Annotated in this window: 21 protein-coding genes and 1 pseudogene; 8 read left to right on the top strand and 14 right to left on the bottom strand. The window is 64.7% G+C overall.

The features are described from left to right. Positions 1-3 precede the first annotated feature (3 nt). From narJ to K9B35_RS14750, 4 genes are read right to left on the bottom strand one after another with little or no spacing between them, the layout of a single operon-like run. Positions 4-708, bottom strand: coding sequence for a nitrate reductase molybdenum cofactor assembly chaperone (narJ, locus tag K9B35_RS14735; protein WP_224922724.1), 705 nt, complete (start codon positions 706-708; stop codon positions 4-6). Then, positions 708-2,234, bottom strand: coding sequence for a nitrate reductase subunit beta (gene narH / locus K9B35_RS14740; RefSeq protein ID WP_224922726.1), 1,527 nt, complete (start codon positions 2,232-2,234; stop codon positions 708-710). Before narH ends, narJ begins: the two co-directional genes overlap by 1 nt. Beyond that, entirely contained in the window at positions 2,231-5,968 is a 3,738-nt protein-coding gene (locus tag K9B35_RS14745) for a nitrate reductase subunit alpha (RefSeq protein ID WP_224922728.1), read from the bottom strand. Before K9B35_RS14745 ends, narH begins: the two co-directional genes overlap by 4 nt. Further along, positions 5,965-8,712: an MFS transporter gene (locus K9B35_RS14750; RefSeq protein ID WP_318245978.1), complete on the bottom strand. Its 2,748-nt coding sequence runs from the start codon at positions 8,710-8,712 to the stop codon at positions 5,965-5,967. The genes K9B35_RS14745 and K9B35_RS14750 overlap by 4 nt, the downstream gene beginning before the upstream one ends. A 213-nt stretch (positions 8,713-8,925) precedes the next feature. Here K9B35_RS14750 and K9B35_RS14755 point away from each other — a divergent pair, with 213 nt between their 5' ends. Beyond that, the gene (locus K9B35_RS14755) at positions 8,926-9,618 is read left to right on the top strand and encodes a helix-turn-helix domain-containing protein (protein WP_224922730.1); all 693 of its coding nucleotides are present in this window, start codon (positions 8,926-8,928) and stop codon (positions 9,616-9,618) included. A gap of 18 nt (positions 9,619-9,636) precedes the next feature. Here K9B35_RS14755 and K9B35_RS14760 read toward each other — a convergent pair whose 3' ends face one another. Continuing rightward, positions 9,637-10,851, bottom strand: coding sequence for a hypothetical protein (locus K9B35_RS14760; protein ID WP_224922732.1), 1,215 nt, complete (start codon positions 10,849-10,851; stop codon positions 9,637-9,639). Between the two features lie 81 nt (positions 10,852-10,932). Between K9B35_RS14760 and K9B35_RS14765 the strand changes: the two genes are divergently transcribed. Further along, the gene (locus K9B35_RS14765; RefSeq protein WP_263622634.1) at positions 10,933-11,403 is read left to right on the top strand and encodes a hypothetical protein; all 471 of its coding nucleotides are present in this window, start codon (positions 10,933-10,935) and stop codon (positions 11,401-11,403) included. Here the strand turns inward: K9B35_RS14765 and K9B35_RS14770 are convergent. Beyond that, positions 11,360-12,130, bottom strand: a complete 771-nt coding sequence (locus tag K9B35_RS14770; protein WP_224922734.1) for a helix-turn-helix domain-containing protein — start codon at positions 12,128-12,130, stop codon at positions 11,360-11,362. The genes K9B35_RS14765 and K9B35_RS14770 overlap by 44 nt on opposite strands. A gap of 186 nt (positions 12,131-12,316) precedes the next feature. Here K9B35_RS14770 and hemN point away from each other — a divergent pair, with 186 nt between their 5' ends. Then, positions 12,317-13,669: an oxygen-independent coproporphyrinogen III oxidase gene (hemN, locus tag K9B35_RS14775; RefSeq protein ID WP_224922735.1), complete on the top strand. Its 1,353-nt coding sequence runs from the start codon at positions 12,317-12,319 to the stop codon at positions 13,667-13,669. Between the two features lie 18 nt (positions 13,670-13,687). On the opposite strand, the gene K9B35_RS14780 is transcribed toward hemN, so the two are convergent. The 4 genes from K9B35_RS14780 to K9B35_RS14795 form a co-directional block, all read right to left on the bottom strand. Beyond that, complete coding sequence (locus K9B35_RS14780) at positions 13,688-15,934, bottom strand: adenosylcobalamin-dependent ribonucleoside-diphosphate reductase (RefSeq protein ID WP_224922737.1); 2,247 nt, start codon at positions 15,932-15,934, stop codon at positions 13,688-13,690. A gap of 229 nt (positions 15,935-16,163) precedes the next feature. Then, a complete protein-coding gene (locus K9B35_RS14785) occupies positions 16,164-16,931 on the bottom strand; it encodes a Crp/Fnr family transcriptional regulator (protein ID WP_224922739.1) in 768 nt (255 codons plus the stop codon). 36 nt (positions 16,932-16,967) lie between these two features. Next, the gene (locus K9B35_RS14790) at positions 16,968-17,351 is read right to left on the bottom strand and encodes a response regulator (RefSeq protein WP_224922741.1); all 384 of its coding nucleotides are present in this window, start codon (positions 17,349-17,351) and stop codon (positions 16,968-16,970) included. A gap of 59 nt (positions 17,352-17,410) precedes the next feature. Next, positions 17,411-18,100 (bottom strand): alternative oxidase, encoded by a 690-nt coding sequence (locus K9B35_RS14795; protein ID WP_224922743.1) that lies wholly within the window; start codon positions 18,098-18,100, stop codon positions 17,411-17,413. An 81-nt stretch (positions 18,101-18,181) separates the two neighbouring features. Between K9B35_RS14795 and K9B35_RS14800 the strand changes: the two genes are divergently transcribed. Further along, positions 18,182-19,741 (top strand): PAS domain S-box protein, encoded by a 1,560-nt coding sequence (locus K9B35_RS14800; RefSeq protein ID WP_224922744.1) that lies wholly within the window; start codon positions 18,182-18,184, stop codon positions 19,739-19,741. Then, positions 19,731-20,342, top strand: a complete 612-nt coding sequence (fixJ, locus tag K9B35_RS14805) for a response regulator FixJ (RefSeq protein ID WP_224922746.1) — start codon at positions 19,731-19,733, stop codon at positions 20,340-20,342. The genes K9B35_RS14800 and fixJ overlap by 11 nt, the downstream gene beginning before the upstream one ends. A 17-nt stretch (positions 20,343-20,359) precedes the next feature. Here the strand turns inward: fixJ and K9B35_RS14810 are convergent, their stop codons facing one another. The 4 genes and pseudogenes from K9B35_RS14810 to K9B35_RS14825 form a co-directional block, all read right to left on the bottom strand. Beyond that, complete coding sequence (locus K9B35_RS14810) at positions 20,360-20,806, bottom strand: NifU family protein (protein ID WP_224922748.1); 447 nt, start codon at positions 20,804-20,806, stop codon at positions 20,360-20,362. A 40-nt stretch (positions 20,807-20,846) separates the two neighbouring features. Continuing rightward, a pseudogene (locus tag K9B35_RS20370) lies at positions 20,847-21,155 on the bottom strand (hypothetical protein); the annotation flags it as partial. 167 nt (positions 21,156-21,322) lie between these two features. Then, positions 21,323-22,522, bottom strand: coding sequence for an NnrS family protein (locus K9B35_RS14820; RefSeq protein ID WP_224922750.1), 1,200 nt, complete (start codon positions 22,520-22,522; stop codon positions 21,323-21,325). A gap of 101 nt (positions 22,523-22,623) precedes the next feature. After that, on the bottom strand, positions 22,624-22,902 hold the full coding sequence (locus K9B35_RS14825; protein ID WP_224922751.1) for a hypothetical protein: 279 nt from the start codon (positions 22,900-22,902) through the stop codon (positions 22,624-22,626). Positions 22,903-23,108: 206 nt separating this feature from the next. Here K9B35_RS14825 and K9B35_RS14830 point away from each other — a divergent pair, with 206 nt between their 5' ends. The 3 genes from K9B35_RS14830 to K9B35_RS14840 are packed head-to-tail and all read left to right on the top strand — an operon-like array spanning position 23,109 to position 26,093. Beyond that, positions 23,109-23,957 carry a chromate resistance protein ChrB domain-containing protein gene (locus K9B35_RS14830; protein WP_224922752.1) on the top strand — a complete coding sequence of 283 codons (849 nt, stop codon included), beginning with the start codon at positions 23,109-23,111 and terminating at the stop codon, positions 23,955-23,957. Further along, entirely contained in the window at positions 23,954-25,357 is a 1,404-nt protein-coding gene (gene chrA / locus K9B35_RS14835) for a chromate efflux transporter (RefSeq protein ID WP_224922755.1), read from the top strand. Before K9B35_RS14830 ends, chrA begins: the two co-directional genes overlap by 4 nt. A gap of 25 nt (positions 25,358-25,382) precedes the next feature. Continuing rightward, on the top strand, positions 25,383-26,093 hold the full coding sequence (locus K9B35_RS14840; RefSeq protein ID WP_224922757.1) for a superoxide dismutase: 711 nt from the start codon (positions 25,383-25,385) through the stop codon (positions 26,091-26,093). The last annotated feature ends 725 nt before the right edge of the window (positions 26,094-26,818 follow it).

Raw genomic sequence — 26,818 nt, forward strand, 5'->3', positions numbered from 1 at the left:
GGCTCAGCTCCTGGGTGCCGGGTGGGCAGCAAGGGGGGCGCGCATCCGGTCAAGGATCGCGCTGACCTGCGGGCAGGCGGCGTTGGGGTCGGGCGCGGCGTCGGCGGTGAAGCGAATTTCCTCCTCCTCCCACTGCGCATCGAGGGTTTCGAGGTCCTGCGGATCCTCGACCGGCGGCAGCGCGTTGCGCGCCTCCGCGTCCATCTCGATCCCCGCAATGTCGCACAGCAGCGCGAATACCGGGGCATAATCGGAACCGCGCGCCTCAAGCCGGGCGGCAAGCGCGATCAGCACGACGCCGGGTTCGGCGAGCGTTTCGCGCGCCACCGCGTCGGGCAGGGTCGAGCAATAGTCGAGGAACAGCGGCAGATAATCGGGCAGCTCATTCCCCTCCGGCTCAAGCCCGGCGTCGAGATAACGCGCGCGCAGATCGACCATCGCCTGCCCACGGTCGCGGCTTTCGCCATGAACATGTTCGAACAGGTGCAGGCTGTGCGCCCGGCCCCGGTCGAACAACTCGACATAGACTTCCTGCACCGCATAGATGTCGTCGGTGGCGAGGCGGTTCAGCAGCGGATCGAGCCGGGCCAGCGCCGCCGCCGGTACCGCCGGGTCCGCCGCCAGCCGCGCGCGCAACTCGCCCGCCACCGCCTGTAGTTCGAGCGAGGGATATTGCAGCAGCAGCGAGATCAGATGGAGCGCGCGCATCAGAACACCTCCGTCGGGGTCTGGAGCTTCTTGCGCGCCGGCGCGCCGAACAGATTGGCCGAGCTGCTGCCGCCCGAACAGCCATTGCCGAACGAAAAGCCGCAGCTGCCCTTTTCCTCGAACATGTCCTCGGCATCCTCGCGATGGCCGGTCGGAATGACAAAACGGTCTTCATAGTCCGCCAGCGCCATCACCTTGTACATCTCCTCGATCTGGGCACCGGTGAGCCCGACCGCCTCGGCGATAGCTTCGTTGCGCACCCCCTCGACCGTCTTGGCGCGCATATAGCCGCGCATCGCCAGCATCCGCTCAAGGCACAGCGCCACCGGCTCCTCGGCGCCTGCGGTAAGCAGGTTGGCGAGATATTTGAGCGGGATACGCAACGATCGCACATCGGGCATATTGTTGTTCACCGAAATCTGCCCAGCGCTCGCCGCCGCGTTGATCGGCGAGAGTGGCGGCACGTACCAGACCATCGGCAGCGTGCGATATTCAGGGTGGAGCGGGAAGGCGACCTTCCACTCCATCGCCATCTTCCACACCGGCGAATGCCGCGCGGCCTCCAGCCACGCTTCGGGCACGCCGTCCTTGCGCGCCTGCGCGATCACCGCCGGGTCATTGGGGTCGAGAAAGATGTCGAGCTGCGCCTGATACAGATCCTCGACATTCTCCGCGCTGGCCGCCTCCTCGATGCGGTCGGCGTCATAGAGCATCACGCCGAGATAGCGGATGCGCCCGACACAGGTTTCGCTGCACACCGTCGGCTGCCCCGCCTCGATGCGCGGATAGCAGAAGATGCACTTTTCCGATTTGCCGGTTTTCCAGTTGTAATAGATCTTCTTGTACGGACAGCCCGACACGCACATGCGCCAGCCGCGGCACGCCTCCTGGTCGATCAGGACGATGCCGTCCTCATCACGCTTGTAGATCGCGCCCGACGGGCATGCCGCAACGCAGGTCGGGTTGAGGCAATGTTCGCACAGCCGCGGCAGATACATCATGAAGGTATTTTCGAACTGGCCGTAAATCTCCTTCTGGACCCCTTCGAAATTATAGTCCTGCGAGCGCTTGGAGAATTCGCCGCCCAGGATCTCCTCCCAGTTCGGGCCCCATTCGATCTTCTCCATCCGTTCGCCCGAAATCAGGCTGCGTGGGCGGGCAGTCGGAAATGCCTTACTCTCGCCCGCCTGCTGAAGATGGGCGTAGTCGAAGGTGAAGGGTTCGTAATAATCGTCGATTTCGGGCAGGTCCGGGTTAGCGAAGATCTTCGCCAGCAGCCGCCACTTGCCGCCCATTTTGGGCCGGATCGACCCGCCGGCCGTGCGCACCCAACCGCCGTTCCAGCGCTTCTGATTCTCCCAATCCTTGGGATAGCCGATGCCCGGCTTGGTCTCGACATTGTTGAACCAGGCGTATTCCATGCCCTCGCGGCTGGTCCACACATTCTTGCACGTTACCGAGCAGGTGTGACAGCCAATGCACTTGTCGAGGTTCAGGACCTTGCCGATCTGCGCGCGGATTTTCATGCTGCTGTCTCCCCGTCGGCCAGCGCGCCTTCGAGCCAGTCGACTTTGTGCAATTTTCGGACGATGACATATTCGTCGCGGTTGGAACCGACGGTCCCATAATAGTTGAAGCCATAGGCAAGTTGGACATAGCCGCCGATCATGTGCGTCGGCTTCAGCACCGCGCGGGTCACCGAATTGTGGATACCGCCGCGCTGACCGGTCAGCGGCGATCCGGGCACGTTGGTGATCTTCTCCTGCGCATGATACATGAACAGGGTGCCTTCCTTCATCCGCTGCGACACGACCACGCGGGCGACCAGCGCGCCATTGCTGTTGAAGGTTTCGACCCAGTCATTGTCGACCAGCCCCGCCTTGGCCGCATCCACCTCGCTCATCCACACGATCGGTCCGCCGCGCGACAGCGTCAGCATCAGCAGATTGTCGGTATAGGTCGAATGGATGCCCCATTTCTGGTGCGGGGTGATGAAGTTGAGGATGACGTGCGGCGCGTCCTTCGCGATGTCGAGCATCGGCTTGACCGCCTTGGTATCGATCGGCGGGCGATAGACGCAAAAGCCCTCGCCAAAGGCGCGCATCCATTTGTGGTCCTGATAGAGCTGCTGCCGCCCGGTCAGCGTGCGCCACGGGATCAGCTCGTGGACGTTGGTATAGCCGGCATTGTAGCAGACATGCTCGCTCTCCAGCCCCGACCAGGTCGGTGAGGAGATGATCTTGCGCGGCTGGGCCTGGATGTCGCGGAACCGGATTTTCTCCTCTTCCTTCGGCAGCGCGAGATGGGTGTGGTCGCGACCGGTCTTCCTGGAAAGTGCGGCCCATGCCTTGACCGCGACCTCGCCATTGGTTTCGGGCGCGAGCATCAGGATCACCTCGGCCGCGTCGATCGCGGTTTCGATCTGCGGCATCCCCGTGGCGGGCCCTGCTTCGAGCACCGGCCCGTTGAGCGCGCGGAGATTGGCGACTTCATGGTCGGTGTTCCAGCCGATCCCCTTGCCGCCATTGCCGAGCGATTCCATCAGCGGCCCCAGCGCAGTGAAGCGTTTGTAGAGATTGGGATAGTCGCGCTCGACCACGGCCACGGTCGCCATTGTCTTGCCCGGAATCGGCTCGACCTGCCCCAGCCCCCAGTCTGCAACGTCATATGGTTGGGCAATCTCGTTCGGGCTGTCATGCTGGATCGGGGTCAGCACCACATCCTGCTCGACACCGAGCACTTCGGGCGCGATCTCCGAGAATTTCTTGGCGAGCCCCTTGTAGATGTCCCAGTCGCTGCGCGATTCCCACACCGGATCGACCGCCGCCGAGAGCGGGTGGATGAACGGGTGCATGTCCGACGTGTTCAGATCGTCCTTCTCGTACCAGCTCGCGGTCGGCAGGACGATGTCGGAATAGACGCAGGTGGTGGACATGCGGAAGTCGAGCGTCACCAGCAGGTCGAGCTTCCCCTTGGGCGCCTCGTCATGCCATTTGACCTCCTTGGGCTTCTGCGCGCCGGTTTCGCCCAGATCCTTCCCCTGAACGCCATGCGCGGTGCCGAGCAGGTGCTTGAGGAAATATTCGTGGCCCTTGCCCGACGAGCCGAGCAGGTTCGAGCGCCACACGAACATGTTGCGTGGCCAGTTGGCGGGATCGTCCGGGTCGAAGCAGGACAGTTCCAGCTCGCCGGACTTGAGCGCATCTGCGACATAGTCCTTCGCATCCTTGCCGCTGGCCTTGACCGCCTTCCCCACCTCAAGCGGGTTGGTCTTGAGCTGCGGCGCCGACGGCAGCCAGCCCATGCGTTCGGCCCGCGCATTATAGTCGATCAGGCTGGCGTCCCAGTCGCCATCGGGAGCGGTCGGCGACAGGATCTCGTCCACGCCCAGCGTCTCGTAGCGCCACTGATCGGTATGGGCGTAGAAGAAGCTGGTGGAGTTCATGTGCCGCGGCGGGCGGTTCCAGTCGAGGGCGAAGGCAAGCGCGGTCCAGCCGGTCTGCGGGCGCAGCTTTTCCTGGCCTACATAATGCGACCAGCCGCCGCCCGACTGGCCGACACAGCCGCACATCACCAGCAAGTTGATGATCCCGCGATAGTTCATATCCATATGGTACCAGTGGTTGAGACCGGCCCCCAGGATCACCATCGACTTGCCCTTGGTCGCTTCGGCATTGCTCGCAAATTCGCGTGCGACGGTGATGATATGATCGGCCGGGACGCCGGTGATCCGCTCCGCCCAGGCTGGGGTATAAGGGACCATCTCCCCATAATCGCGCGCGACATGTTCGCCGCCCAGTCCGCGGTCGAGGCCGTAATTGGCGCAGAACAGGTCGAACACTGTCGCGACATAGGCCTTGCCGCCCTTGAGCTGCATCTGACGCACCGGCACCCGGCGACGCAGGACGCTCGGATGATCGGTGCCCTGAAAATGATCATGTTCGCGATTCCCGAAATAGGGAAAGGCGACGTCGATCACTTCATCGTGATGGCGTTCGAGAATGTTGGTGAGACGCAGCTTGGTCGCATTGCCGCGTCCGTCGCGTTCCTCGAGATTCCATTTGCCTTCTTCGCCCCAGCGGAACCCGGCCGAACCGGACGGGACGACGACCTCATCGGCGATGTCGTCGATCGCGACCGTCTTCCAATCCGGGTTGTTCGCCTCGGCCAGGTCATCCAGGAAGTCGGCGGCACGCAACAGATTTTCCGGGACCCACGCGCCATCCTTTTCAACGAGGCGCACCAGCATCGGCATGTCGGAATATTTGCGGCAGTAATCCTCGAAATATTCGGCCTGCCGGTCGAGATGATATTCGCGCAGGATGACATGGCCCATCGCCATGGCAAGCGCCGCATCGGTGCCCTGTTTCGGGTTCAGCCACAGGTCGGCGAACTTGGTCGCCTCGGCATAGTCGGGGCTGACCACGGCAACCTTGGTACCGCGATAGCGCGCCTCGGTCATGAAATGCGCGTCGGGCGTGCGGGTCTGGGGCACGTTCGAGCCCCACATCATCAGGAACCCGGCATTATACCAGTCCGCGCTCTCCGGGACGTCGGTCTGCTCACCCCAGGTCTGCGGCGAGGACGGCGGCAGGTCGCAATACCAGTCATAGAAGCTCATGATCGTCCCGCCGAGCAGCGAGAGGTAGCGCGAGCCGGCGGCATAGCTGACCATCGACATCGCCGGGATCGGCGAAAAGCCGATGACCCGGTCAGGCCCATGCGTTTTGACGGTATAGGCGTTGGCGGCGGCGATGATCTCGTTGACCTCGTCCCAAGTCGAACGCACGAACCCGCCATGACCGCGAATGCCGGTGTAGCTTTTGCGCTTGACCGGATCCTCGACGATCGAAGCCCAGGCCGCCACCGGGCTGTGCCGGAGCCGCGCTGCGCGCCACAGCTTCAGCAGCCGCGAGCGCACCATCGGGTATTTCAGCCGCTGGGCCGAATAGATGTACCAGGAATAGCTCGCCCCGCGCGGACAGCCGCGCGGTTCGTGGTTCGGCAGATCGGGCCGGGTGCGCGGGTAATCGGTCTGCTGGGTTTCCCAGGTAATGATCCCGCCCTTGACGTAGATCTTCCAGCTGCACGAACCGGTGCAGTTCACGCCATGGGTGCTCCGCACGATCTTGTCGTGCTGCCAACGCTTGCGATAGCCGTCCTCCCAGTCACGATTCTGGTTGGTCGTTACGCCGTGGCCGTCGGCAAATGCCTGTTTCTTCTGGCGAAAGAAGGTCAGGCGGTCGAGAAGCTGGCTCATGCAGCGGCTCCTTTGGTAAATGCGGGAGTGATGGAAGTCGGGCGGGCAATCCCGCGTTCGATGTCATGAAGAAGGCCGCCACGCCTTGTGTAGGCGAACCAGGTCAGCGCGGCGCAGCTGGCGTAGAAGATCAGGAAACCCCACAGGGCCGCCATCGGCGAGCCGGTCGCGGCGATCGCGCTGCCGAAGCTCTTCGGGATGAAGAAGGCGCCATAGGCCGCGATCGCCGAGGTGAAGCCGACGATCGCCGCCGATTCCTTCTCCGCCTGGCGCAGTTGGGCTTCGGCGGGCAGGTGCGGCATCAGGCGCGGGACTTCACGGCGCATGATGTTGGGGATCATCTGGAAGGTGGAGGCGTTGCCGACCCCGGTCATGAAGAACATGAAGATGAACCCGGCGAGGAAGCCCCACCAGCTGCCCGCGTCGATCGCCGCCATCACCCCGAGCACGCCGAGGATCATCAGCACGAACACCCAGAAGGTAACCCGCGCCCCGCCCCAGCGATCCGATACCCAGCCGGTGCCTGCACGGCTGAGCGCGCCGACCAGTGGGCCGAGAAAGACGAACTGGAGCACGTCGACCTGCGGAAATTGCTGCTTGGCGAGCAACGGCAGCCCGGCGGAGAAGCCGATGAAGCTGCCAAAGGTGCCGGTATAGAGCCAGCACATCAGCCAGTTATGCTTGCGCTGGAAGATCACCGCCTGCTCGGCAAAGCTCGCCTTGGCATCGGCAATGTCGTTCATTCCGAACCAGGCCAGCAGCGTGCTGGCGATGATGAACGGCACCCAGATGAAGCCGGCATTCTGCAGCCACAGCTGGCCGCCGGTAGCCGTCTCCTGGCCCGCCCCGCCCAGCGCGCCGAACACGCCTGCGGTGATGATGAGGGGCACGGCGAACTGCATCACGGAGACGCCCAGATTGCCGAGCCCCGCGTTGAGCGCGAGGGCGTTGCCCTTCTGCGCCTTGGGAAAGAAGAAGCTGATGTTCGACATCGACGAGGCAAAATTGCCGCCGCCAAAGCCGCACAGCAGCGCCAGCACCAGGAAGATGAAATAGGGCGTATCCGGGTTCTGGACGGCATAGCCGATGCCAAAGGCCGGGATCAGCAGTGACGCGGTGCTGAGCGTCGTCCACAACCGCCCGCCAAAGATCGGGACCATGAAGCTGTAGAAGATGCGGAACGTCGCACCGGACAGGCCGGGCAGCGCCGCCAGCCAGAAGAGCTGGTCGGTGGTATAGGCAAAGCCGATCACCGGCAGCTTTGCGACAACGACCGACCACACCATCCACACCGCAAAGGCGAGCAGCAGCGCCGGAATCGAGAGGGTCAGGTTGCGCCGCGCGATGCGTTCGCCCTGGGTGCGCCAGAAATCGGGATCCTCGGGCGTCCATTGCGTCAGCACCCGGCTGGGCTGGGCAGCGGCGTGGCGGTCCGCGTCATGCAGGTCCGCCATTTCGGGGAATTGCGGCAGCGAGCGCGCGTCGATTCCGCTGGCCTTCTGTTCCATCTGGCGGATGGCGATGTGCATCCAGGCGAGCGCAACGCCGACCAGGGCAAACAGGACCATGAAGCAGCTGGTCCAGATGCCGGTCAGGTCGCTGACTGCACCGAACACGATCGGCAGCACGAACCCGCCAAGCCCGCCGACCATGCCCACCATGCCGCCGACCGCGCCGACATGATTCGGGTAGTAGACCGGGATGTGTTTGAACACCGCCGCCTTGCCGAGCGACATGAAGAAGCCGAGCACGAACACGGTAACGACGAACGGTACCAGACCCATCGAGGTGGTGAAGGTGATGTCGCCATCAATGCCGTGGATCACATAGTCGGTCGCCGGATAGGACAGCATGAACAGGCAGATCAGCGACACGCCGAAGGTCGCGTACATGATCCGGCGCGCGCCATATTTGTCCGACAGCATCCCGCCATAGGCGCGGAACAGGCTGGCCGAGAGCGAGAAGGTCGCCGCGAGCATGCCCGCGACCTTCACGTCCACGCCATAGAGGCCGACCATATATTGCGGCAGCCACAGCGCGAGCGCGACAAAGGCGCCGAACACGAAGAAATAATAGAGCGAGAAGCGCCACACCTGTTCGTTGCGCAACGGGGCGAGCTGATCCTTGAGGCTGCGCGCGCCGATCCCCGCTGCCTTGCGTGCGGCATAGTCGGGGTCGTCGCGCGCGAACAGGTAGAACAGCACCGCGACGACCGCGAGCGTCCCGGCCCATATCTGCGCCACCCCCTGCCAGCCGACCGCGACCATCACCCACGGGGCGAGGAATTTGGTCACCGCCGCGCCGACATTGCCCATGCCGAAAAAGCCGAGCGCAGCGCCCTGCCGCTCGATCGGATAGAATTTAGAGACATAGGCGACGCCAACCGCAAAGCCGCCACCCGCCAGGCCCAGGCCGAGCGCAGCGAGCAGCATGAGATAGTAATTGCCGCTGTAGGACAGCAGGAAGGTCGCCGCCGCCGAGCCGAGCATGGTCAGCGGAAACACGATCCGCCCGCCGAACTGGTCGGTCCAGATGCCCAGCATGAGGCGGACCAGCGACCCGGTCAGGATCGGCGTGCCGACCAGCAGACCGAACTGGGTATCGTTGAGGCCGAGCTCTGCCTTGATCTCGATGCCGATGATCGCAAAGATCGTCCACACGGCAAAACAGATTGTGAAGGCAAAGGTACTCAGCCCAAGGGCGAGCCCCTGTTGTCCTTCTGTTGCTGGCTGTCCGGCCCCCATGTCGAGCTCCCGTCACAAATCAAGTTCAGGGGTCTGCGGTGGAGGCTGTCGCGCCCCTCCCGGTTGATCAGGATCAAAAAGGGAGATTGGGCGCGACGAAAAGTCGGCCCGCCTGACCTATGCCGCGCAAGATGCCGACGCGGATCAACCCCCTGATTGATCAGGATCAATTTTACCGCTAGGCTCCGGACTGACCGGAGATGAAGTGAATTGATGCGAATCGGCGAAAAGCCCGAAATTGCCCGTCTGCCCCTGTTCGGCGACATGGAAGAGGGGATGCGCGAGCGCGTGCTTTCGGGATCGTTCCTCCAGGTGTTTCCGCCACAGCTGATGCTGTTCGAAACCGGCCAGCGCGCCGATTTCCTGCATGTGCTCGTCGATGGTCTTGCCGAACTCTATGTGACCGCGTCAGGGCGCGACACGACGATGCGGATTGTCGAGCCGGTCAACAGCTTCATCCTCGCGGCGGTGGTCACCGACCTGCCCTATCTGATGTCTGCGCGCACGCTGGTCGCGTCGCGCGTCCTGCTCGTGCCCGCAGCCTTGATGCGCGAGGTGATCCGCAAGGACACCGCGCTGATGCAGGCGACGATGCATGAGCTGGCGCTGGGATATCGCGATTTCGTCCGCGCGCTCACCGACCTCAAGATGCGCCAGTCGACGGAGCGGCTGGCCAACCATCTGCTCGACTATAGCGCCCAGCGCGGCGGCGCGAACGCGTTCGAACTGGGGGGGGAGAAGCGGATGGTCGCGTCGCTGCTCGGCATGACGCCGGAGAATCTGTCGCGCGCCTTCGGCACACTGCGTAGCCATGGGATCGAGATATCCGGCGCCCGTGTCCAGATCACCGATCGCGCGGCGCTTGCCGCCTTTGCCCGGCCCGATCTGGTGCCGCCCGACCGCTGACCGGCGGCACCAGCGCGTTCAGAAGCCCAGCTGCACCGAAAACCACGCCTTGGTCGTGTCGGTCGCGAACCGGTCGGCGCGATAGCGGGCGAATTTGGCGGTCACCGACAAGTCGGGGCGGATCGGATAGTGCCCCAGCAAGTCGAGCTCGCCGCCATAGCGCCGGTCGATCGCGGTGGCGCGGAAGTCGTGATAGATCGCGCGCAACGCCAGCCCCTTGAGCGGCGACCCGGCACCGAAACGATAGCCCAGCTCGCCATAGAGGTCGCGCAGCCCGGTCGCCGGAGTGGTCAGGAATTTGTCGGCCCAGCCGTTAAACGCGTGCAGCGTGGCGAGCGGCGTCTGCACCGCCACCACCCCATTGCCGTCGAGCCGTTCCAGACCGGCCTTTGCCGTCCAGCCACCACGCGCTATGCCCGGTTCGACGAGCAGATAGCCAAGATCGAACCGGACCGGACCGCGCCCCCAATCCGTCTGCCGCGCATAATCGACGACATAGGTCAGGCTGAATCCACTCCCCACCGGACGTGCGCCCGAAATGCGTGCACCCAGAGTCCGCGACTGCGTCCCCAGCAGCGGCAAATCGAGCCAATAGCCATAGGCCGACAGCTCACCGACCGGCTTTGCCTGATAGGAGATCTGCGCGGCATGGATCCTGGCATCGCGCACCACGCCCTGCGGCGAGTCGGGCCCGAACACCCGATCCACCCGCCAGCTGTGCAGCGCGTCGAGGGTGAGTCCGGCCCGTGGACGCAGCGTCACCCGTGCCAGGTCAAGGGTCTGGTCGTTCTGACGCCAGTCGACCGAGCCGATCCAGCGCTGGTTGCCAAGATTGACGTTGCGCCGCCCCACCGACAGCTCAATTGCGGCATCGGGGCGCCAGTGGACATAGGCCTGGTTGAGATGGACCAATCCGGGGTCCGCCACCACCGGATAGCTGGTCTTGCCGTTCACCGTGTCGTTGAACCATTCAGGCCCTGGCCGGGCGACGGTTTCGCCCTCGACGTGCAGGCTCAGCCCCTTCCAGGCATCGAGCCGCGCGCCGGCCCGCAGCCGCAGGGTCGAAGCGGCGGCCGTTTCGGGCAGGCCAGCCTGATCGACCAGCTCGACCCGGTAGCGCAGCTCCACATAGGGATCGATCGAAGGTGCGGATGACTCCTGCGCCTGTGCCGCTACCGGCATGGCAATCAGCGGCAGCAGCGCGAGCGGGATCAGGGGCAGGCGATTGTCCATGCGCGATTGCTAGCCCATCGCCACGACCGGCATTTGATCTGGCGCAACTTTTCCCGGCACATCTGGTGCACGGTCATGTCGATGGAGATCGACTGGTTCACCCTCGCCCGCGTCCTGCACGTCGTGTCCGTCGTCGGATGGATCGGCGGAGTCTGGTTCGTGACCTTTGTCATCATGCCGGCGGTCACCCGGGCGGAGCCGCCCCAACGGCGGCTCGTGGCATTTCACCGGATCGAACAGGGATTTTCGGCGCAGGCGCGCTGGTGGGTGGCGATTGCCGGCGGATCCGGCTTCTGGATGACGTGGCAGGCGGATCTGTGGTCGCGTTTTACCGATCCGGGAATGTGGTGGATGCATGCGATGCTGGCGTTGTGGCTGGTGTTTGCGCTAATGCTGTTCGTGATCGAACCGCTGACGCTGCACCGGCGCATGGCGCATTCGCCCGCCCCCGCCGCTGACTGGCGGCGGATGGTGCGGCTGCATCGCATCCTGTCGGTCGCGGCGCTGATCACACTCCTTGGCGCGATGGCTGGAGCGCATGGCCTGATCTAGGGTCGCGCGTGATGAACGCGTCGGATGCAGGTGCGCGTGGCTCGACATTGCCCGCCTGACGCGCCAGTTCCGCCGCATCGTGCAGGATCACGCACGATCGGCCGCGGGTTTCGATGATCCCGGCATCCTTCAGCTCACCGATCTGACGGCTCACGGTTTCGATCGTGAGGCCGAGGCTGTCGGCAATGTCCCGCCGCGACATCGGCAGGTCCATGCATCCCGGCACATGATCGCGGCAGTCGAGTCGCTCGGCCATCGCCAGCAGAAATCCGGCGACGCGTTCGCGCGCGGTCTTCTGCCCCAGATTCACCGCCTTGTCCCGACAGCGGAACAGGGCGGTTTGCGAGCGTTCGAGCAGGAGTCGCAGCACGCGTGGGCTGACCGCTGCGCGATCATAGAAGCCTTGCGCTGGAAACAGCGCCAGGCTGCAATCGCGCAACGCCGTGAGCACATGGCGATGCAGCCCTTCGGCCGGGATCGAGATGATGTCCCCGGCAAAGTGAAAGGCGACGATCTGCTGCCGCCCGCGTGATGCGAGCGCCCCGAGCTTGGTCGCGCCATCGGCCACGAAGGCGAGTGTCGCGATGGTCGAATCGGTTTCGAGCGTTTCGCCCCGACGGACCCGGACCCGGCGACCGATCTGATCGATCTGACGCGCGAACTCGCCCGCCGCGTCGATGCCCAGCAGCGCGCGCAGGACGGTCGAACACGGATCGGCATGTACCATCGCGCGCCTTTTCTTCGTCGGCTGGCTGCGATCATGCCTGTGTTCAGCAGCACTCAATTGATGGAGATCAAATGCGATGCAGCGGCCGCCCGGTTCCCCCGATCGCCATCCGGTGCGTTCCCGAGGCGAAGTCTTCCGGCACAGGAGGTAGAGCCGGTCAAGCCCTACTCCAAGGAGCCACGCCGAGTGACCCCCGACCTGCTCGCCCGCTACGCCGACCGACCGCTGCCCCGCTATACGAGCTACCCGACCGCACCGCATTTTGCGGCCGGGATGGATGGCGCCGACTATGCTGCCTGGCTTGCCGCGCTGCCCCCGGAGGCGCCGGTGTCGCTGTATCTGCACGTCCCCTTCTGCCGGTCGATGTGCTGGTACTGTGGATGCCACACCGCGATTACCGCTCGCGAAGCGCCGGTCACCCGCTACCTCGACGCGCTGTCGCGCGAGATCGACTGGGTGGCTGAACAGATCGGGCATGCGCAGCCCGCACGCCATGTCCATTTCGGCGGCGGAACGCCCAGCCTCATGCAGCCGGGGCAGTTCGTGGCGCTGATGGACCGGCTGCACCAGCGCTTTCGCTTTGATGATATGAGCGAGGTCGCGATCGAGATTGACCCGCGCACGCTGGCCCCGGCGATGACCGCGGCACTGGCAGAAGGCGGGGTGACTCGCGCCAGTCTTGGCGTCCAGAGCTTTGATCCGAAAGTTCAGCGCGCGATCAACCGCGTGCAAAGCCTCGCCGAAACGGCGGCGGCCACCGAAGGACTGCGCGCCGTCGGCATTGCGGCGGTAAATTTCGACCTGATCTATGGCTTGCCCTACCAGACGCTGGAGTCGTGTCGCGACACGGTGGCCCAGGCGCTGACGCTATTGCCCGACCGCTTTGCCGTCTTTGGCTATGCCCATGTTCCCGACTTCAAAAGCCACCAGCGCAAGATCCACGCCGCGACCCTGCCCCGTGGTGCCGAGCGCCATGCGCAGGCGGAGGCAATAGCCGCGTTGCTGCAGGACGCTGGCTATGTCCGGATCGGGATCGACCATTATGCACGCCGCGACGACCCGCTCGCCATTGCCGCCCGATCGGGCACGCTGCACCGCAATTTTCAAGGCTATACGACCGACGCCTGCGATACGCTGATCGGGTTTGGCGCTTCATCGATCGGGCGGTTGCCCATGGGCTATGTGCAGAATGCCGTCCGGATTGACGCCTATCGCGACGCCGTCGATCGGGTGGGGACGGCGATCGCGCGGTCCTGTCGCTTCAGCGAACAGGACCGGCTGCGCGCCGAGATCATCGAACGGCTGATGTGCGACTATAGCGTCGATCTCCCCGAAATCTGCGCACAGCACGATGCGGATCCCACGGCGTTGATCGCCAGCGCCAGAGGGCTCGGCGCGCTGGAGGAGGACGGGCTGATTACCGTGCGCGACGGCGTGATCGCCGTCGCGCCGGGGGCACGACCGCTGGTGCGGGCGGTTGCCGCCGCGTTCGATGCCTATCTCGACGGCAGCCCGGCGCGCCATTCACGCGCCGTCTGATCCGCCCGCCCGCGCCGTTCAACTGCAGCGCGAATAGCCGCATTCAAGACAGCTGGCGCAACCCTCCGACTTGATCAGCGCCGCCGCACCGCAGTGCGGACAAGAGCGCGGCACCGCCTGCACGCCCGGGTCGGCCGCTGCCTGATGGTCGGCCGACGGCGCTGCGGGCGCAGCGCCCTCCCCCGGCTCAAGACCGGCGATATGCCGTTCGATCACCCCGCCGATCGCAGCCGGCAGCGACGGGACATAGCGGCCATGGATCCACCCGCCGCCGCGCGGATCAAACACCGCCTTCAATTCCTCGGCGACGAAGGACACGTCGGCGGCCCGGCGGAACACCGCCGAAATCATCCGCGTCAGCGCCAACGTCCAGGCATAATGCTCATTATTCTTCGAATTGACGAAAATCTCGAACGGTCGTCGCCCTTCGCCGCTCTCGACATCGTTGATCGTCACATAAACCGCGTGCGGCCCGTCGGGCCAGCGCAGTTTGTAGGTGGTGCCGTCGAGCGCTTCGGCGCGGGGCGCGAGCGCCTGGTCGGTCGCGACCACCGCGTCGACCTTGGGGGTGGGCGTGGTGCTGAGGATCGATCCGGTCACCGGGTTGGGGCGATAGGTGGTCAGCCCTTTGCAGCCGAGATGATAGCCCTCGATATAGATGTCGGCAAAGGCGTCGAAGTTGATATCCTCCGGGCAATTGACCGTTTTGGAGATTGAACTGTCGATCAACGCCTGGGCCGCGGCCTGCATCGTCAGATGGTCGGATGGCGTCAGCGTCTGGGCGCTGACGAACAGCGCTTCGGGCGGCGGCAGATCGCCCTTCTCGCGACGCCAGACCTGCATCGCGTAATCCTCGACCGCCTGCTCGCGCGTGCTCCCGTCGGGCTGACGGATCCGGCGGGTATAGGCATAGGCAAAGACCGGCTCGATCCCGGAGGAGACATTGCCCGCCAGCAGCGAGGTGGTGCCGGTCGGCGCGATCGAGGTCAGGCAACCATTGCGCAGGCCATAGGCTTCGATCAGCGCCCGGGTTTCGGCATCGAGCGATGCAATGTTCGGCCGCTCGAGCATCACTTCGTCATAGGTCGGGAAGCTGCCCTTCTCCTCTGCCAGCATCGCCGAGGCGCGATAGGCTTCGCGCTTGATCACCCCCAGCCAGCGCCGGGTCAGCGCGACCGCCGCACTGCTGCCATAGGTAGCGCCGCAGAACAGCAACGCATCGGCAAGGCCGGTGATGCCCAGCCCGATCCGGCGCTTGGCGCGCGCTTCGGATTCCTGTTCGAACAAGGGATAGCGCGACAGATCGATCACATTGTCGAGGAAGCGGACGGCGGTACGGGTGAGGTCCGCCAGCGCCTCCTCATCAAGTTCGGCACCGTCGGCAAAAGGCCGCTCGACCAGCCGGGCGAGGTTGATCGAGCCCAACAGGCAAGCCCCATAGGGGGGCAGCATCTGCTCGCCGCACGGATTGCTCGCCGCGATGCTCTCGCAATGCGCCAGATTGTTGGCGGCGTTCACGCGATCGACAAAGATCACGCCCGGCTCAGCGGTGTCATAGGTCGCGCGCATCAACCGCTCCCACAGCGCCCGCGCCTTGACCGTGCGATAGCATTGCCCGCCAAAGACCAGCGGCCAGTCGCCATCCGCGGCCAGCACCTGCATGAAGGAATCGGGCACCAGCACCGACACGTTGAAATTGCGCAGGCGCGCCGGATCCCGCTTGGCGTCCATGAACGCCTCGATATCGGGATGGTCGATGCGCAGACAGCCCATCATCGCGCCGCGCCGCTGCCCTGCCGACTCGACGGTGCGACACATCGCGTTCCAGCAATCCATGAAGCTGAGCGGGCCGGATGCCTCTGCACCGACGCCGCGTACCGCGCTGCCCGATGGGCGGATCGTCGAGAAATCCATGCCGACGCCACCACCCTGCTGCATCGTCATCGCGGCTTCGCGCAGATGCGCGAATATGCCTTCAAGACTGTCGGGGATCGTCCCCATGACGAAACAGTTGAACAAGGTGACCGAACGCTCGGTCCCGGCCCCCGCCAGTATCCGGCCAGCGGGGATGAAGCGGAAATCCCGCAACGCGTCCTCGAACCGCGCGCGCCAGACCGGGCGCAGCGCCTCCACCTCCACCTCGGCAACGGCGGCCGCGACGCGGGCGATGGTCGCGTCGATCGTGGAGTCACCCTCCCCCGGCGCGGGCGAAAACCGGTATTTTGCGGTCCAGATTTCTTCGGCCAGTGCGTTCTCAAAGTCCATGCGCGTCCTCACTGCAATGCTGAGATGACAGTCTGGCGCGCGGGCGGTGGGCCGACTTGACCTGACTCAAATGCGGAACTGACCGGCCTTTTTTGTGAGGCGGCGACTAAGATCGCTTAAAAAAAATCGGCGGCAGGGGATCACCGCTGCCGCCAAGTCGTGGAGGGTTTGGGTACAACCCAATTGCCGGGGTACGTGCTTACGCGCTCGGCCGCTTGCGCCAGCTCAATTATGCCCGCGCCGGCGCGAATTTGACGTCGCTCATTTCCCAGCGACAGGCACTGTCGCGCAGCGCCACCGGGTCCAAAATATAGAGTTCATGCACCCCCAGCATGCGGATCAGCCCGGCCGCCTTCAATGCGCCCAGCTCGCGACTGACCGTTTCGATCCGCAACCCAAGATAATCGGCCATGTCCATACGCGACATCGGCAGCGCGACGCGTCGCGGTTCACTCGGAAATTGTTCTGAATGGTTCGCCATGTCGAGCAGGAAACTTGCGAGACGTTCGCTCGCCGTCTTTCGGCCCAACAGGACCACTTGCTCGCGCACCACCGTCAACTCGCGCGCGGCGGCGGCATAGAGCCCCTTTTGCATCTGCGGATGCGCGCTGACGAACGCGTCGAACCGCGTGCGACTGAACTGACACAGTTCGGCGCTGCCGATTGCCTCGGCGGTAAAGGGATGCTCCTCCTCCAGGGTGAGACCGATGAAGTCCCCCGGAAAGGCAAAGCCGGTCACCTGTCGCCGACCGTCGGGCAAGTGCCGCGACAGGCGCAGCGCGCCATTGGTCAGGGTGTAGACATGCGTCACCGCATCGCCCTCCCAGCACAGCGCCTGGCCCGGCGACAATTTGCGGGTGACCCCGTTGCGGCGATATTCAGCCAGCTCGACCTGAGTCAGCGTGTTGCACAGGGCGGTGTCGCGGACCGTGCAACCATGACAGGGATGCCCCAGCGCGATATGCGGGTCAGCGGTAGCCAGATTGCTGAAATACATGCGATTTCCCCTCTTCGATGCGTTCGCCGATAGCGTTCAGGCGTGGAGCGGGCGTGCCACTTGCTTGATCAATTCCCGCGCGACCGTGGCGAGTTCGTCGCAGAGCAATGGCTTTTCGACCAACCGGGCACCCACCGCCCCTACCCGCTCAAGCAGGCGCGGGGTCGGGTTGCTGGTGATGATGATCGCCGGCGCCTGTTCCCCCGACGCGTGCAGCCAGGCGAGCAGCGAGAGCCCGTCCATCCCCGGGAGCCGCTGGTCGATCACGACACATGCGTATCGTCGCGACATTTCCCGCCCGACAACCTCCTCCGCGCTTTCGAACGCAGCGACGTCGAACCCTTCGATTTCGAGCGCGAAGCTGATCGATGATCGCACTGCGGGGTCGTCATCGACAAGAAGGATGCTGGGACGGGACATAGCAACAGTCCTTTGGGCGACGGTCCTTTGGGGGCGGCGTTGTGCCGCCCCGCATGAGGTCAGGCGGCCTGTTTCCAGACGGGCTCAAGCGCCTGATGCGGCGGACAAGGCGCCACCGCACAAGGCGGCAGTCCGGCCAGTTCGTTGGCATAGCCATGGTTGACGTCGCGATGATGCGCCTCGTCCGCCCGCACGACGAGCACCACGTCGCGCAGCGTCGCGTCTTCGGCCAGCCCCCAATAGCGCTTCGCGATTTCCGGCGCGGGAACATTCTGCGAGCGCCCCTCGTCGATCTCGGCCAGATAATGAGTGTAGCTGATGACCGCCTCTTCCTCGAAATAACCGACGACGCGGTGCGCGGTCTTTGCGCTGATCAGGTAGAGCGCGAAAAAGGCGAGGTAGAACACCCATTGCGCGCCGAGGATCACCGCGCGCTCATACCAGGTCGGCTTGCACACCGCGACGAAGGTCATGAGGTGCATCCGCTCATTCTCCGCCTCGTCCATCAGCGTCTTGATCCAGCCGCGATCGTCACACATGCGGCGCAGGCTTTTGAGGTGATTAAGCGTCGCGCCGACCATTCCCGGCACCGCGGCAACCGTCTCCAGCACGACCGCACGATGCCCGTAGCGCTCCGCGAAAAACGTGTCGGCGATCCAGCGCAGGCTCTTGGTAAAGCCGAGGGCAACCCGGTCGGACAGCCCGCGCGGGGCGTGGTGAACGGTGAGGTCGATATACGGGGCAATCATTTTGAATTATCCTTTCCGCCTGGATATTTGATCCACAGCAAGTGCATGGCGGATTCTAGGCTGCGACTGCGGGAGCGGGAATTGGGTTTTCATCCTAAGGGACGCACCGGAGGTGACAGCGGCGCCGGAGCCGCGTTCCCGCCGACGCTGAAGGACGGCGCGGTGCCGCGCCCGCTGCTCGACCGGCTCGACCCGGTCTCGTCGCTGGTGGCTGCCCTTGTGGTGATCGCAGTCGCCTTTGCGCTCCGCCTCGCGCTCGATCCGCTGTTGCAGGAGCGGGCAACCTATATCTTCTTCGTCCCCGGAGTGGTGATCGCCGCACTGGGCGGCCTGCGCCCCGCGCTGCTCACGACCGCGCTGGGCGCGGGAGCGGGCGTGCTGGCCGACAGCATGACCGGTCAGGTTCTCACCGGGGACTGGATCGCCGCCAGCGTGTTCCTGGCGATCGGCACCGCGATCGCGGCGGGCGGCGCGTGGCTGCATCGTGCGCGCGAACGCGCGGCGGAAATCACCCGCCAGCTGTCGGCGCGGGAAGCGCATCTCACCTCGATCCTCAAGACCGTGCCGGACGCAATGATCGTGATCGACGAAGCCGGGCTGATCCGCGATTTCAGCGACACCGCCGAGCGCCAATTCGGCTGGCGCGCCGACGAAGTGACGGGGCGCAACGTCTCCATGCTGATGCCCTCCCCCTATCGTGAGGCGCATGACGGATATCTCCAGCGCTATTACCGCACCGGAGAGCGGCGGATCATCGGCGTCGGCCGCGTTGTGGTGGGCGAGCGCAAGGACGGATCGACCTTTCCGATGGAGCTGGCGGTTGGCGAAATGGCGCTGGCGGAAGGGCGATTCTTCACCGGCTTTGTCCGCGACCTCACCGAACGGCAAAAGACCGAGACACGGCTTCAGGAATTGCAGAGCGAGCTGGTCCATGTCTCCCGCCTCACCGCGCTGGGCGAAATGGCGTCGGCGCTGGCGCATGAACTCAACCAGCCGCTCAGCGCGATCGGCAATTATCTGATGGGCAGCAAGACGTTGCTGGGCCGCGACCCGGTTCCGCACGAACGGGTCGCCGACGCGGTCGATCGCGCCGCCAAGGAAGCGCTGCGCGCTGGCGAGATCATCCGCCGCCTGCGCGATTTCGTGTCGCGCGGCGAAACCGAGCGGCGGCTGGAAAGCCTGCCCAAGCTGCTGGAAGAGGCGAGCGCGCTGGCGCTGGTCGGCGCCAAGGAGCATGACGTGCGGGTGCGGATCGACATCGACCCCGTGATCGACTTGGTGCTGGTCGACAAGGTGCAGATCCAGCAGGTGATCCTCAACCTCGTCCGCAACGCCGTCGACGCGATGACCGAGAGCGAGCGACGCGCACTGTCGATCCGTGTCCGCCCGGCGGGCGACGGTATGGCCGAGGTCATCGTCGCGGATACCGGCCCCGGCATCCATCCGGACATTGCCGGGCAATTGTTCCAGCCCTTTGTCACGACCAAGCGGACCGGGATGGGGGTCGGCCTGTCAATCTGCCGCACGATCGTGGAGGCACATGGCGGGAACATTTCGGTCGGTGACACACCGGACGGTGGCGCCACCTTCCGCTTCACCATTCCCAGCGTCAGTAAGGAGGAACTTGAGAATGCCAGCTGAGCCGGTGGTTCATATCGTCGATGATGACGAAGGCGTGCGCAGCTCGCTCTCCTTCCTGCTCGAATGTTCGGACCTGACGACCCGCACCTATGAATCGGCGGTCGAGTTCCTGAAGGCGGTCCCGACGATGGCCCGCGGCTGTATCATCACCGATGTGCGGATGCCGCAGGTCAGCGGGATGGAACTCGTCGCCCGGCTCAAGGATCTTGGCGTCGGCGACCCGGTGATCGTCATCACCGGCCATGCCGATGTTCCGATGGCGATTGCTGCGCTGCGCCAGGGAGTGGCCGACTTTATCGAAAAGCCGTTCAGCGACGAGGCGATCCTGCTCGCGGTGCGTTCGGCGCTGGCCAAGCAGCAGAGCCGCGGCGAGGTCGAGATCGAACGCGACGCAATCCAGCAGCGGCTGGCGACCCTGTCCGGACGCGAACGCGAGGTGATGGACGGTCTGATCCTTGGCAAGGCGAACAAGGTTATTGCCTTTGACCTCGATATCAGCGCCCGGACGGTCGAGGTCTATCGCGCCAATGTGATGACCAAGATGCGCGCCCGGACCCTATCCGAACTGGTCCGCATGGCGATGATCGCACAGCTGGGCTGAGCCGAGCGCGGGCGCGCCTAATGCGTGCTCCATTTGCGCGCGACCCAGTCGCAGAAACGCGCGCGCGGATCGTGCAGCGTCGCGGACGGATCTTCGGCGGCGGCAACGCGCACCACCTCCGGCACCCAGCGCCGCACGGTCTGTTCGATCCCGCGCTTCAACGTGATCGGTCCGGAGGGGCAGCCACCACATGCGCCCGTCATCCGGATCCACGCCGTGCCGGAGTCGGCGTCGAAGCGGATGAGCATCGCGTCACCGCCATCGGTGCCTAGGCCGGGCCGCACCCAGCGGTCGAGCACGTCTTCAATGCGCTGTTCGATCTCGCTGCGCTCCGGACGGACCGCCGCGATCGCGACGACAGTCGGTTCGAGATCGATCGCCGGCATTTCGAGCAGCGCGAACGCAATTTGCAGGCGCAACGCTTCCCAGTCGCGCGCCGGATCGCGCCCGCACCACGGTGACAAAGTCCAGACCGATCATCACCCGTACGATACCTTCGATCGCCAGCAATGCGGCGGCGAGCGGATCGGCGGCGCGCTCGCCCAGCATGAACTGGCGCGGGGGGCCGGACGGCAAAGGGCGATCCGACACGATCCGCAGCGCGTCGGGGTTGGGGGTCGTCTCAAAGACGATCGCACTCATGACATTGCCGGGTGACCGGAGCTGCCGACCGGCCCACGGGCACGCCCTGTCCGAACGGCAAGCCATCGCCACAGCAGACGCCACGGCATGGCGATGCGGGCGGGCGGGCATCGGGGCGAAACGAGCCTGTCGCAGAACGCGTCGGGTCCGCCGGGCATCCCCGTTGGCCATAACAGGGCAATGTCACGCTCGGTGATCGTGGCGTTCGTCTGCAACATGGCCTGAACCTTCAATGTGAGAAGCGACGCAGGTAGGATGCCAACTCGCACCCTTGCCGCCAATTCGGTCACGTCCCTAAGGGCGCTACCGGAGGTGGGCCGGCGCGTCGCCGCAGGCGCTCAGGGGCGGCCATCCGGCCGCGCGTCGAGCAGATACGGGCCATAGGTCCACAGGAACAGGATGAACGCCCCGCTCCACAACAGGCCGCTGACCATCACGGTCTGGAGATAATCGAACGGAAGCGCAGCGGCAGCGACGCGCAACGCCGCGCCGACCGTTACCAGCGTGTAGATAGCCCGCGTCCAGCCATCCGCATGCAGCGTCCGGCCGGTATGGCCGAGCGTAGCGCGGGTCATCACCGCCAGCGTCATCGACGCCATCGCCCCGGTCCCCAGCGCATGCAGCCCGGTCGATGCGGGCATTCCCGGCAGATAGCCAGCGAGGCCGAGCAGAACCAGGCCGATCGGTAGCCAAGCGTAGGAAATATGAAGCATCAGCACCAAGGGGTCATGCCGCGTGCGCAGGCCAGACCAGCGCGCGAGCCGGATCGCCTGCAGCGCCCCGGCGGCGATCAGCAGCGTCGCTGTCCACGCGCCCTCCGGCGTAAGCGTCCACGCGACCAGCGCCAGCGCCAGTACGGCCAGGGTGGCAATATCGAACCGGCCCGGCTGGGTCGGCAACCGCTGCGTCACCCCCTGTTTCGCGAGCCAGTTGCGGGTGAAGGAGGGGACGATCCGTCCCCCGATCAGGGCGATGAGCATCAGGACCGTGCCAAACCCGAGCCGCCACCCGAGTCCCGCTGGCACATCGACGCCCAGTGCCGCGCCATGGTCGAGTGCGCTCGCGCAGGTGAGCACCGCGATCACGATGACGACTGGCAGGTTGCGGTTCTTCGCCGCGATCACTTCGCGCGCGGCGACGAAAGCGAGCGTGGCGAGGAAGCCGATATCTAGTACCGCCGCGAGCAACGTGCCCAGCACGCCGGAGAACAGCACCGCGACGCGTGCCGCGAGCCAAAGCCCTGCAAACAGCGCGAGTCGCCCGCCCGCCATCGGCAGTCGGCCGGTCCAGTTGGGGATCGCCGTCAGCAAGAAGCCGGCAATGACCGCGCCGAGATAGCCGAACAGCATCTCGTGCCGGTGCCAGGCGAGCGCGTCGAATGCGGTGGGCAATGTCACCACCCCCGCCAGCGCGGCGAGCCATAACGCGACAACGACGAGCGACCAGATGGCTCCCCCCAAGAAGAACGGCCTGAAACCGCCCCGCCATAGCGGTGGCAAAGCCATCAGGCGGCGGTGGCGATGGTCTTCGGCCTTCATCGATCGGGTTCCCACTGGCACTTGCCGCCTAGTGGTCGCCGCCTCCCATGCTGGCCACTCGGGAGCGCGACCTAGGGGGGATACCGGATAGACGCTTTAACTCAGGACCTAGTCAATTCGACGATCGTGCTGAGCGGCACCTCGCGATGATCCGGAATGGCCGCAGCGGCGCGACGAGCCGGCAGCCCATCGTTGCCCAGACAATCTACAATGATATATGCGGGAGGAGCCGACTGGGGACGTTCGATCGCAGCTACACCAAACTGGCGGAAGCCACCCTTGGCACCGTCCCGGAACGTGCCGCCGATCTCGGCAACATCTGCAAGCGGACGGTCACTGATCGCCGCGACGAGGGTGTTGAGCCCAACATCGAAACACACACAGCCCCGCGCGCGCCCCGGCAAACGACGTCAACGCAGCCCGCCAAGGTCCACCAACGGCTGACCAAAAGCACTGATGATCTTCGAACAAGTCTCGCGTTGACATAGTCCAATCTCAGCTGCCAAATGGGGCACATGGGGATCGCGATCACCCCATGAGGCGAAAGGCTGAAGTATCGCGTCCTGCATATCTTAAGGGACGCGTCATGCCTGCGATAAACACCATATCACCCGGCAAGCTCGCCCGACTGATCGGAATGCCCAGCGCGCCGCTGGTCATCGACGTCCAGACACCGGAGGACTTCGCCGCCGATCCCCGCCTCGTGCCCGGGGCGGTTCGGCGGAGTCATGAAAATGTCGCCGACTGGGCTCCAGGACTAAAGGGACGCCGCGCAGTCGTCGTTTGCCAGAAGGGCCAGAAACTCAGCGAAGGCGTTGCCGCCTGGCTGCGGCACGAAGGGGTTGAAGCCGAATCGCTGGAGGGTGGAGCGCTTGCCTGGGCCGCGGCGGGGCTGCCGATGGTGCCCGAAGCAGTCTTGCCGCCGCGCGACCCCCAGGGACGGACGGTTTGGGTTACGCGGGCCCGGCCGAAGGTCGATCGCATCGCATGTCCCTGGCTGATCCGCCGGTTCGTCGATCCGGACGCAGTTTTCCTGTTCGTCAGCCCGCCCGAGGTCGCCGGTGTCGCTGATCGGTTCGCCGCGGCACCATTTGACGTCGAACATGACGGCGTCTTCTGGAGCCACGATGGAGAGCGCTGCACCTTCGACGTAATGGTCGATGGCTTTGGGCTGTCAGGCTTGCCCGCGCTGGCACATCTCGCCGTAATCGTCCGCGGCGCGGATACCGCGCGGCCAGATCTGATCCCCGAGGCGGCGGGGCTTGTTGCGGTGTCGCTGGGCCTGTCGCGTATGTTCATCGACGACCTCGAACAGCTCGACGCCGGAATGCTGGTCTATGACGCGCTCTACCGCTGGTGCCGCGATGCGACCAGGGAGACGCATGACTGGGTATCGCATCAGCCCAAGTCCTCGCGCCCCAAGGTGGAGGCATGAGCACGGCTGCTCTGGGGGCGATTCCCAGGACGATCCGGCCTGGCCCGGTTTCGATCGGCGAAGCGTTCTGGGTGTGGCTGCGGATCGCGGCGCTCTCGTTCGGTGGCCCCGCCGGCCAGATCGCGGTGATGCACCGGATATTGGTCGAAGAGAAACGCTGGATCGGCGAGCAGCGGTTCCTGCACGCACTCAACTATTGCATGCTGCTCCCCGGTCCGGAGGCGCAGCAACTCGCCACCTATATAGGCTGGCTGATGCACAGGACCCGCGGCGGGATCATCGCGGGCGGTTTGTTTGTCTTACCGGGCCTCTTCTCGATCATGGTGCTGAGCTGGATCTACGTACTCTACGGAAAGCTCGGTATCGTCGCGGCCCTGTTCTTCGGCCTCAAGGCGGCGGTGCTCGCGATCGTGCTGCAAGCCGTCGTGCGGATCAGCTCGCGCGCGCTCACGAACAACGTGATGCTGGCAATGGCGGCGGCCGCGTTCGTGCTGATCTTCTTCCTCGGCATGCCCTTCCCGATCATCGTGCTTGCCGCAGGCTTGATCGGCTATTTCGGCGGGCGTGCCGGACTGACGGTGTTCATGGTCGGCGGCGGACATGGCGCGTCGAAGGGCGAACTCGTCGAAGATGTCGATACCCTGCTGGGCGAGGAGCTGCCGGACCATGCTCGCGTGACGCCGCGCCAGGCATTCCGAACCGCGGCGGTGTGGCTGGCGCTGTGGCTGATCCCGGTCGCGGTGCTGCTGCTCTGGCTGGGACCCGACAATGTCTTCAGCCATATCGCGACCTTCTTCTCGACCATGGCCACGGTGACGTTTGGGGGCGCCTATGCGGTGCTCGCTTATGTCGCGCAGGAAGCGGTGCAATCCTATCGCTGGCTGCAGCCTGGCGAGATGCTCGACGGGCTCGGCATGGCCGAGACCACGCCGGGCCCGCTGATCATGGTGCTCCAGTTCGTCGGTTTCATGGGTGCCTATCGCGACCCTGGCATGCTGCATCCGATGATCGCAGGCACGCTTGGCGGCCTGCTCGCGACCTGGGTCACCTTCATCCCGTGCTTCCTGTGGATATTCGTGGGCGCGCCCTTCGTTGAGCGGCTGCGCGGCAACGCCGCGGTCGCAGGCGCTTTGTCGGCGATTACCGCGGCGGTGGTAGGCGTGATCCTCAACCTTGCAATCTGGTTCGCGATCCACACCATTTTCCGTGCCGTGCAGCCGTTCAAGGCAGGCCCAGTCCGGTTCGACATGCCGGTACTCGCGAGCGTCGATCTCTGGGCGCTTTTGCTCTCTGCGGCGGCGATCCTGGCGATGCTGCACTTCAAGGCCGGGACGATCCCGACGCTTTTCGCGACGTCCGCCGCCGGCGTGCTGCTCTATTTCACCGGCCTCATCCAATGAACCACCAGCTTGCAGGGAGCATCACATGCCCGACTCCAGAATTGACCGCCGCACTTTGCTCGCCACCGGCGCAACCCTCGGCGTCGGTGCGATGAGCGGCCTCACCGGCCAAGCATCGGCCGCACCGTCGCCTGCCGCCGCCCGGAGTTTCACGCCCCAGCCGTTGCCGTTCAATCCCGCCTCGATCGCGGGCCTGTCCGAAAAGCTGCTCGTCAGCCATCACGACAATAATTATGTCGGCGCGGTGAAGCGGCTGGGTGCGATTGCGACCCAGTTCGCGAGCATCGACCCCGCGTCCGCGCCGGGATTCACGATCAACGGGCTCAAGCGCGAGGAGCTCATCGCATGGAATTCGATGATCCTTCACGAGCTCTATTTTTCCGGGTTCGGGACCCCCTCTGACCCAATCGAGCCGCTGTCGCAGACGATCGAGCAGAATTTCGGGAGCTTCGATCGCTGGGCTGCCGAATTTGCGGGCATGGGCAAGGCGCTGGGCGGCGGTTCGGGCTGGGTGCTGCTAACCTGGAGCCACCGCGACAAGTGCCTGGTGAACCAATGGGCGGCTGATCACACCATGACGCTGGCGGGTGGGACGCCGATCCTCGCGCTCGACATGTACGAGCATGCATATGCGATCGACTATGGCGCCAAGGCCGCCGCCTATGTCGATGCCTATATGAAGGTGATCGACTGGAGCGCGGCCAGCCGCAAGTTCTCGGCGCTAACTTCGGGCTGACATGGCGATCCATTCGCGCTTCCGGGCACCCTTCTCGCGACCGACCGGGCCGGTCGCGGTGCTGGGGCTGCTTGCCTGTGCCCCCCCGGGATGGGCGCAATTCGCGCTCAGCCACATATCCTGTCTGGTCGCATACCCGGTGGCCGGTCAGCTGGGCGCGAAGACAGGATGGGCGTGGCTTTTGGTGCGACCGCATTCCTAGCGCTGTTGGGAACGGGATTTGCTGCTCTCGTCTGGCCGGCGCAGGATCCAGAGATCGTGAAGCACAGTCACGGCGAGCCAGCCGAAGATCCTCATCTAGCGGAGGGAGATCCCGAAGGTGAAACCCGCCTCAATTATGTGATCGACGACGAGCATCCCCGCTGGCCGGGCTGAGTCGCCCATTTGCCGCAGCCTAAGCCCCTCCCCGGCCCACCGCGACTGGCACGTTGTCCCAAGCTAGGGCACGAAGTCCGAGAAACTTGATGGTATGAATGATGGTACCAGATTTGCAATTCTGACGTTTGTTTAATAATATCAAATAGATATCGACGCATATCGGCTTCCGTAGGGGTCACCATCGTCAAGTGAGAAATGGCGGAATATCGCCATCTCGGACGATATGGTCAGATTACGTCCCACATTTCGTCCCACAGAATCTCGAAGCGCTTCCTGCATCTTGTGGCACGTTTTGAGCAGCTGAAGCGATTCCCGATCGTACATTCACTGACGGCCCCTCATGGGCC

The sequence above is a fragment of the Sphingomonas sp. R647 genome (genome assembly GCF_020177055.1).
GTDB lineage: Bacteria > Pseudomonadota > Alphaproteobacteria > Sphingomonadales > Sphingomonadaceae > Sphingomonas.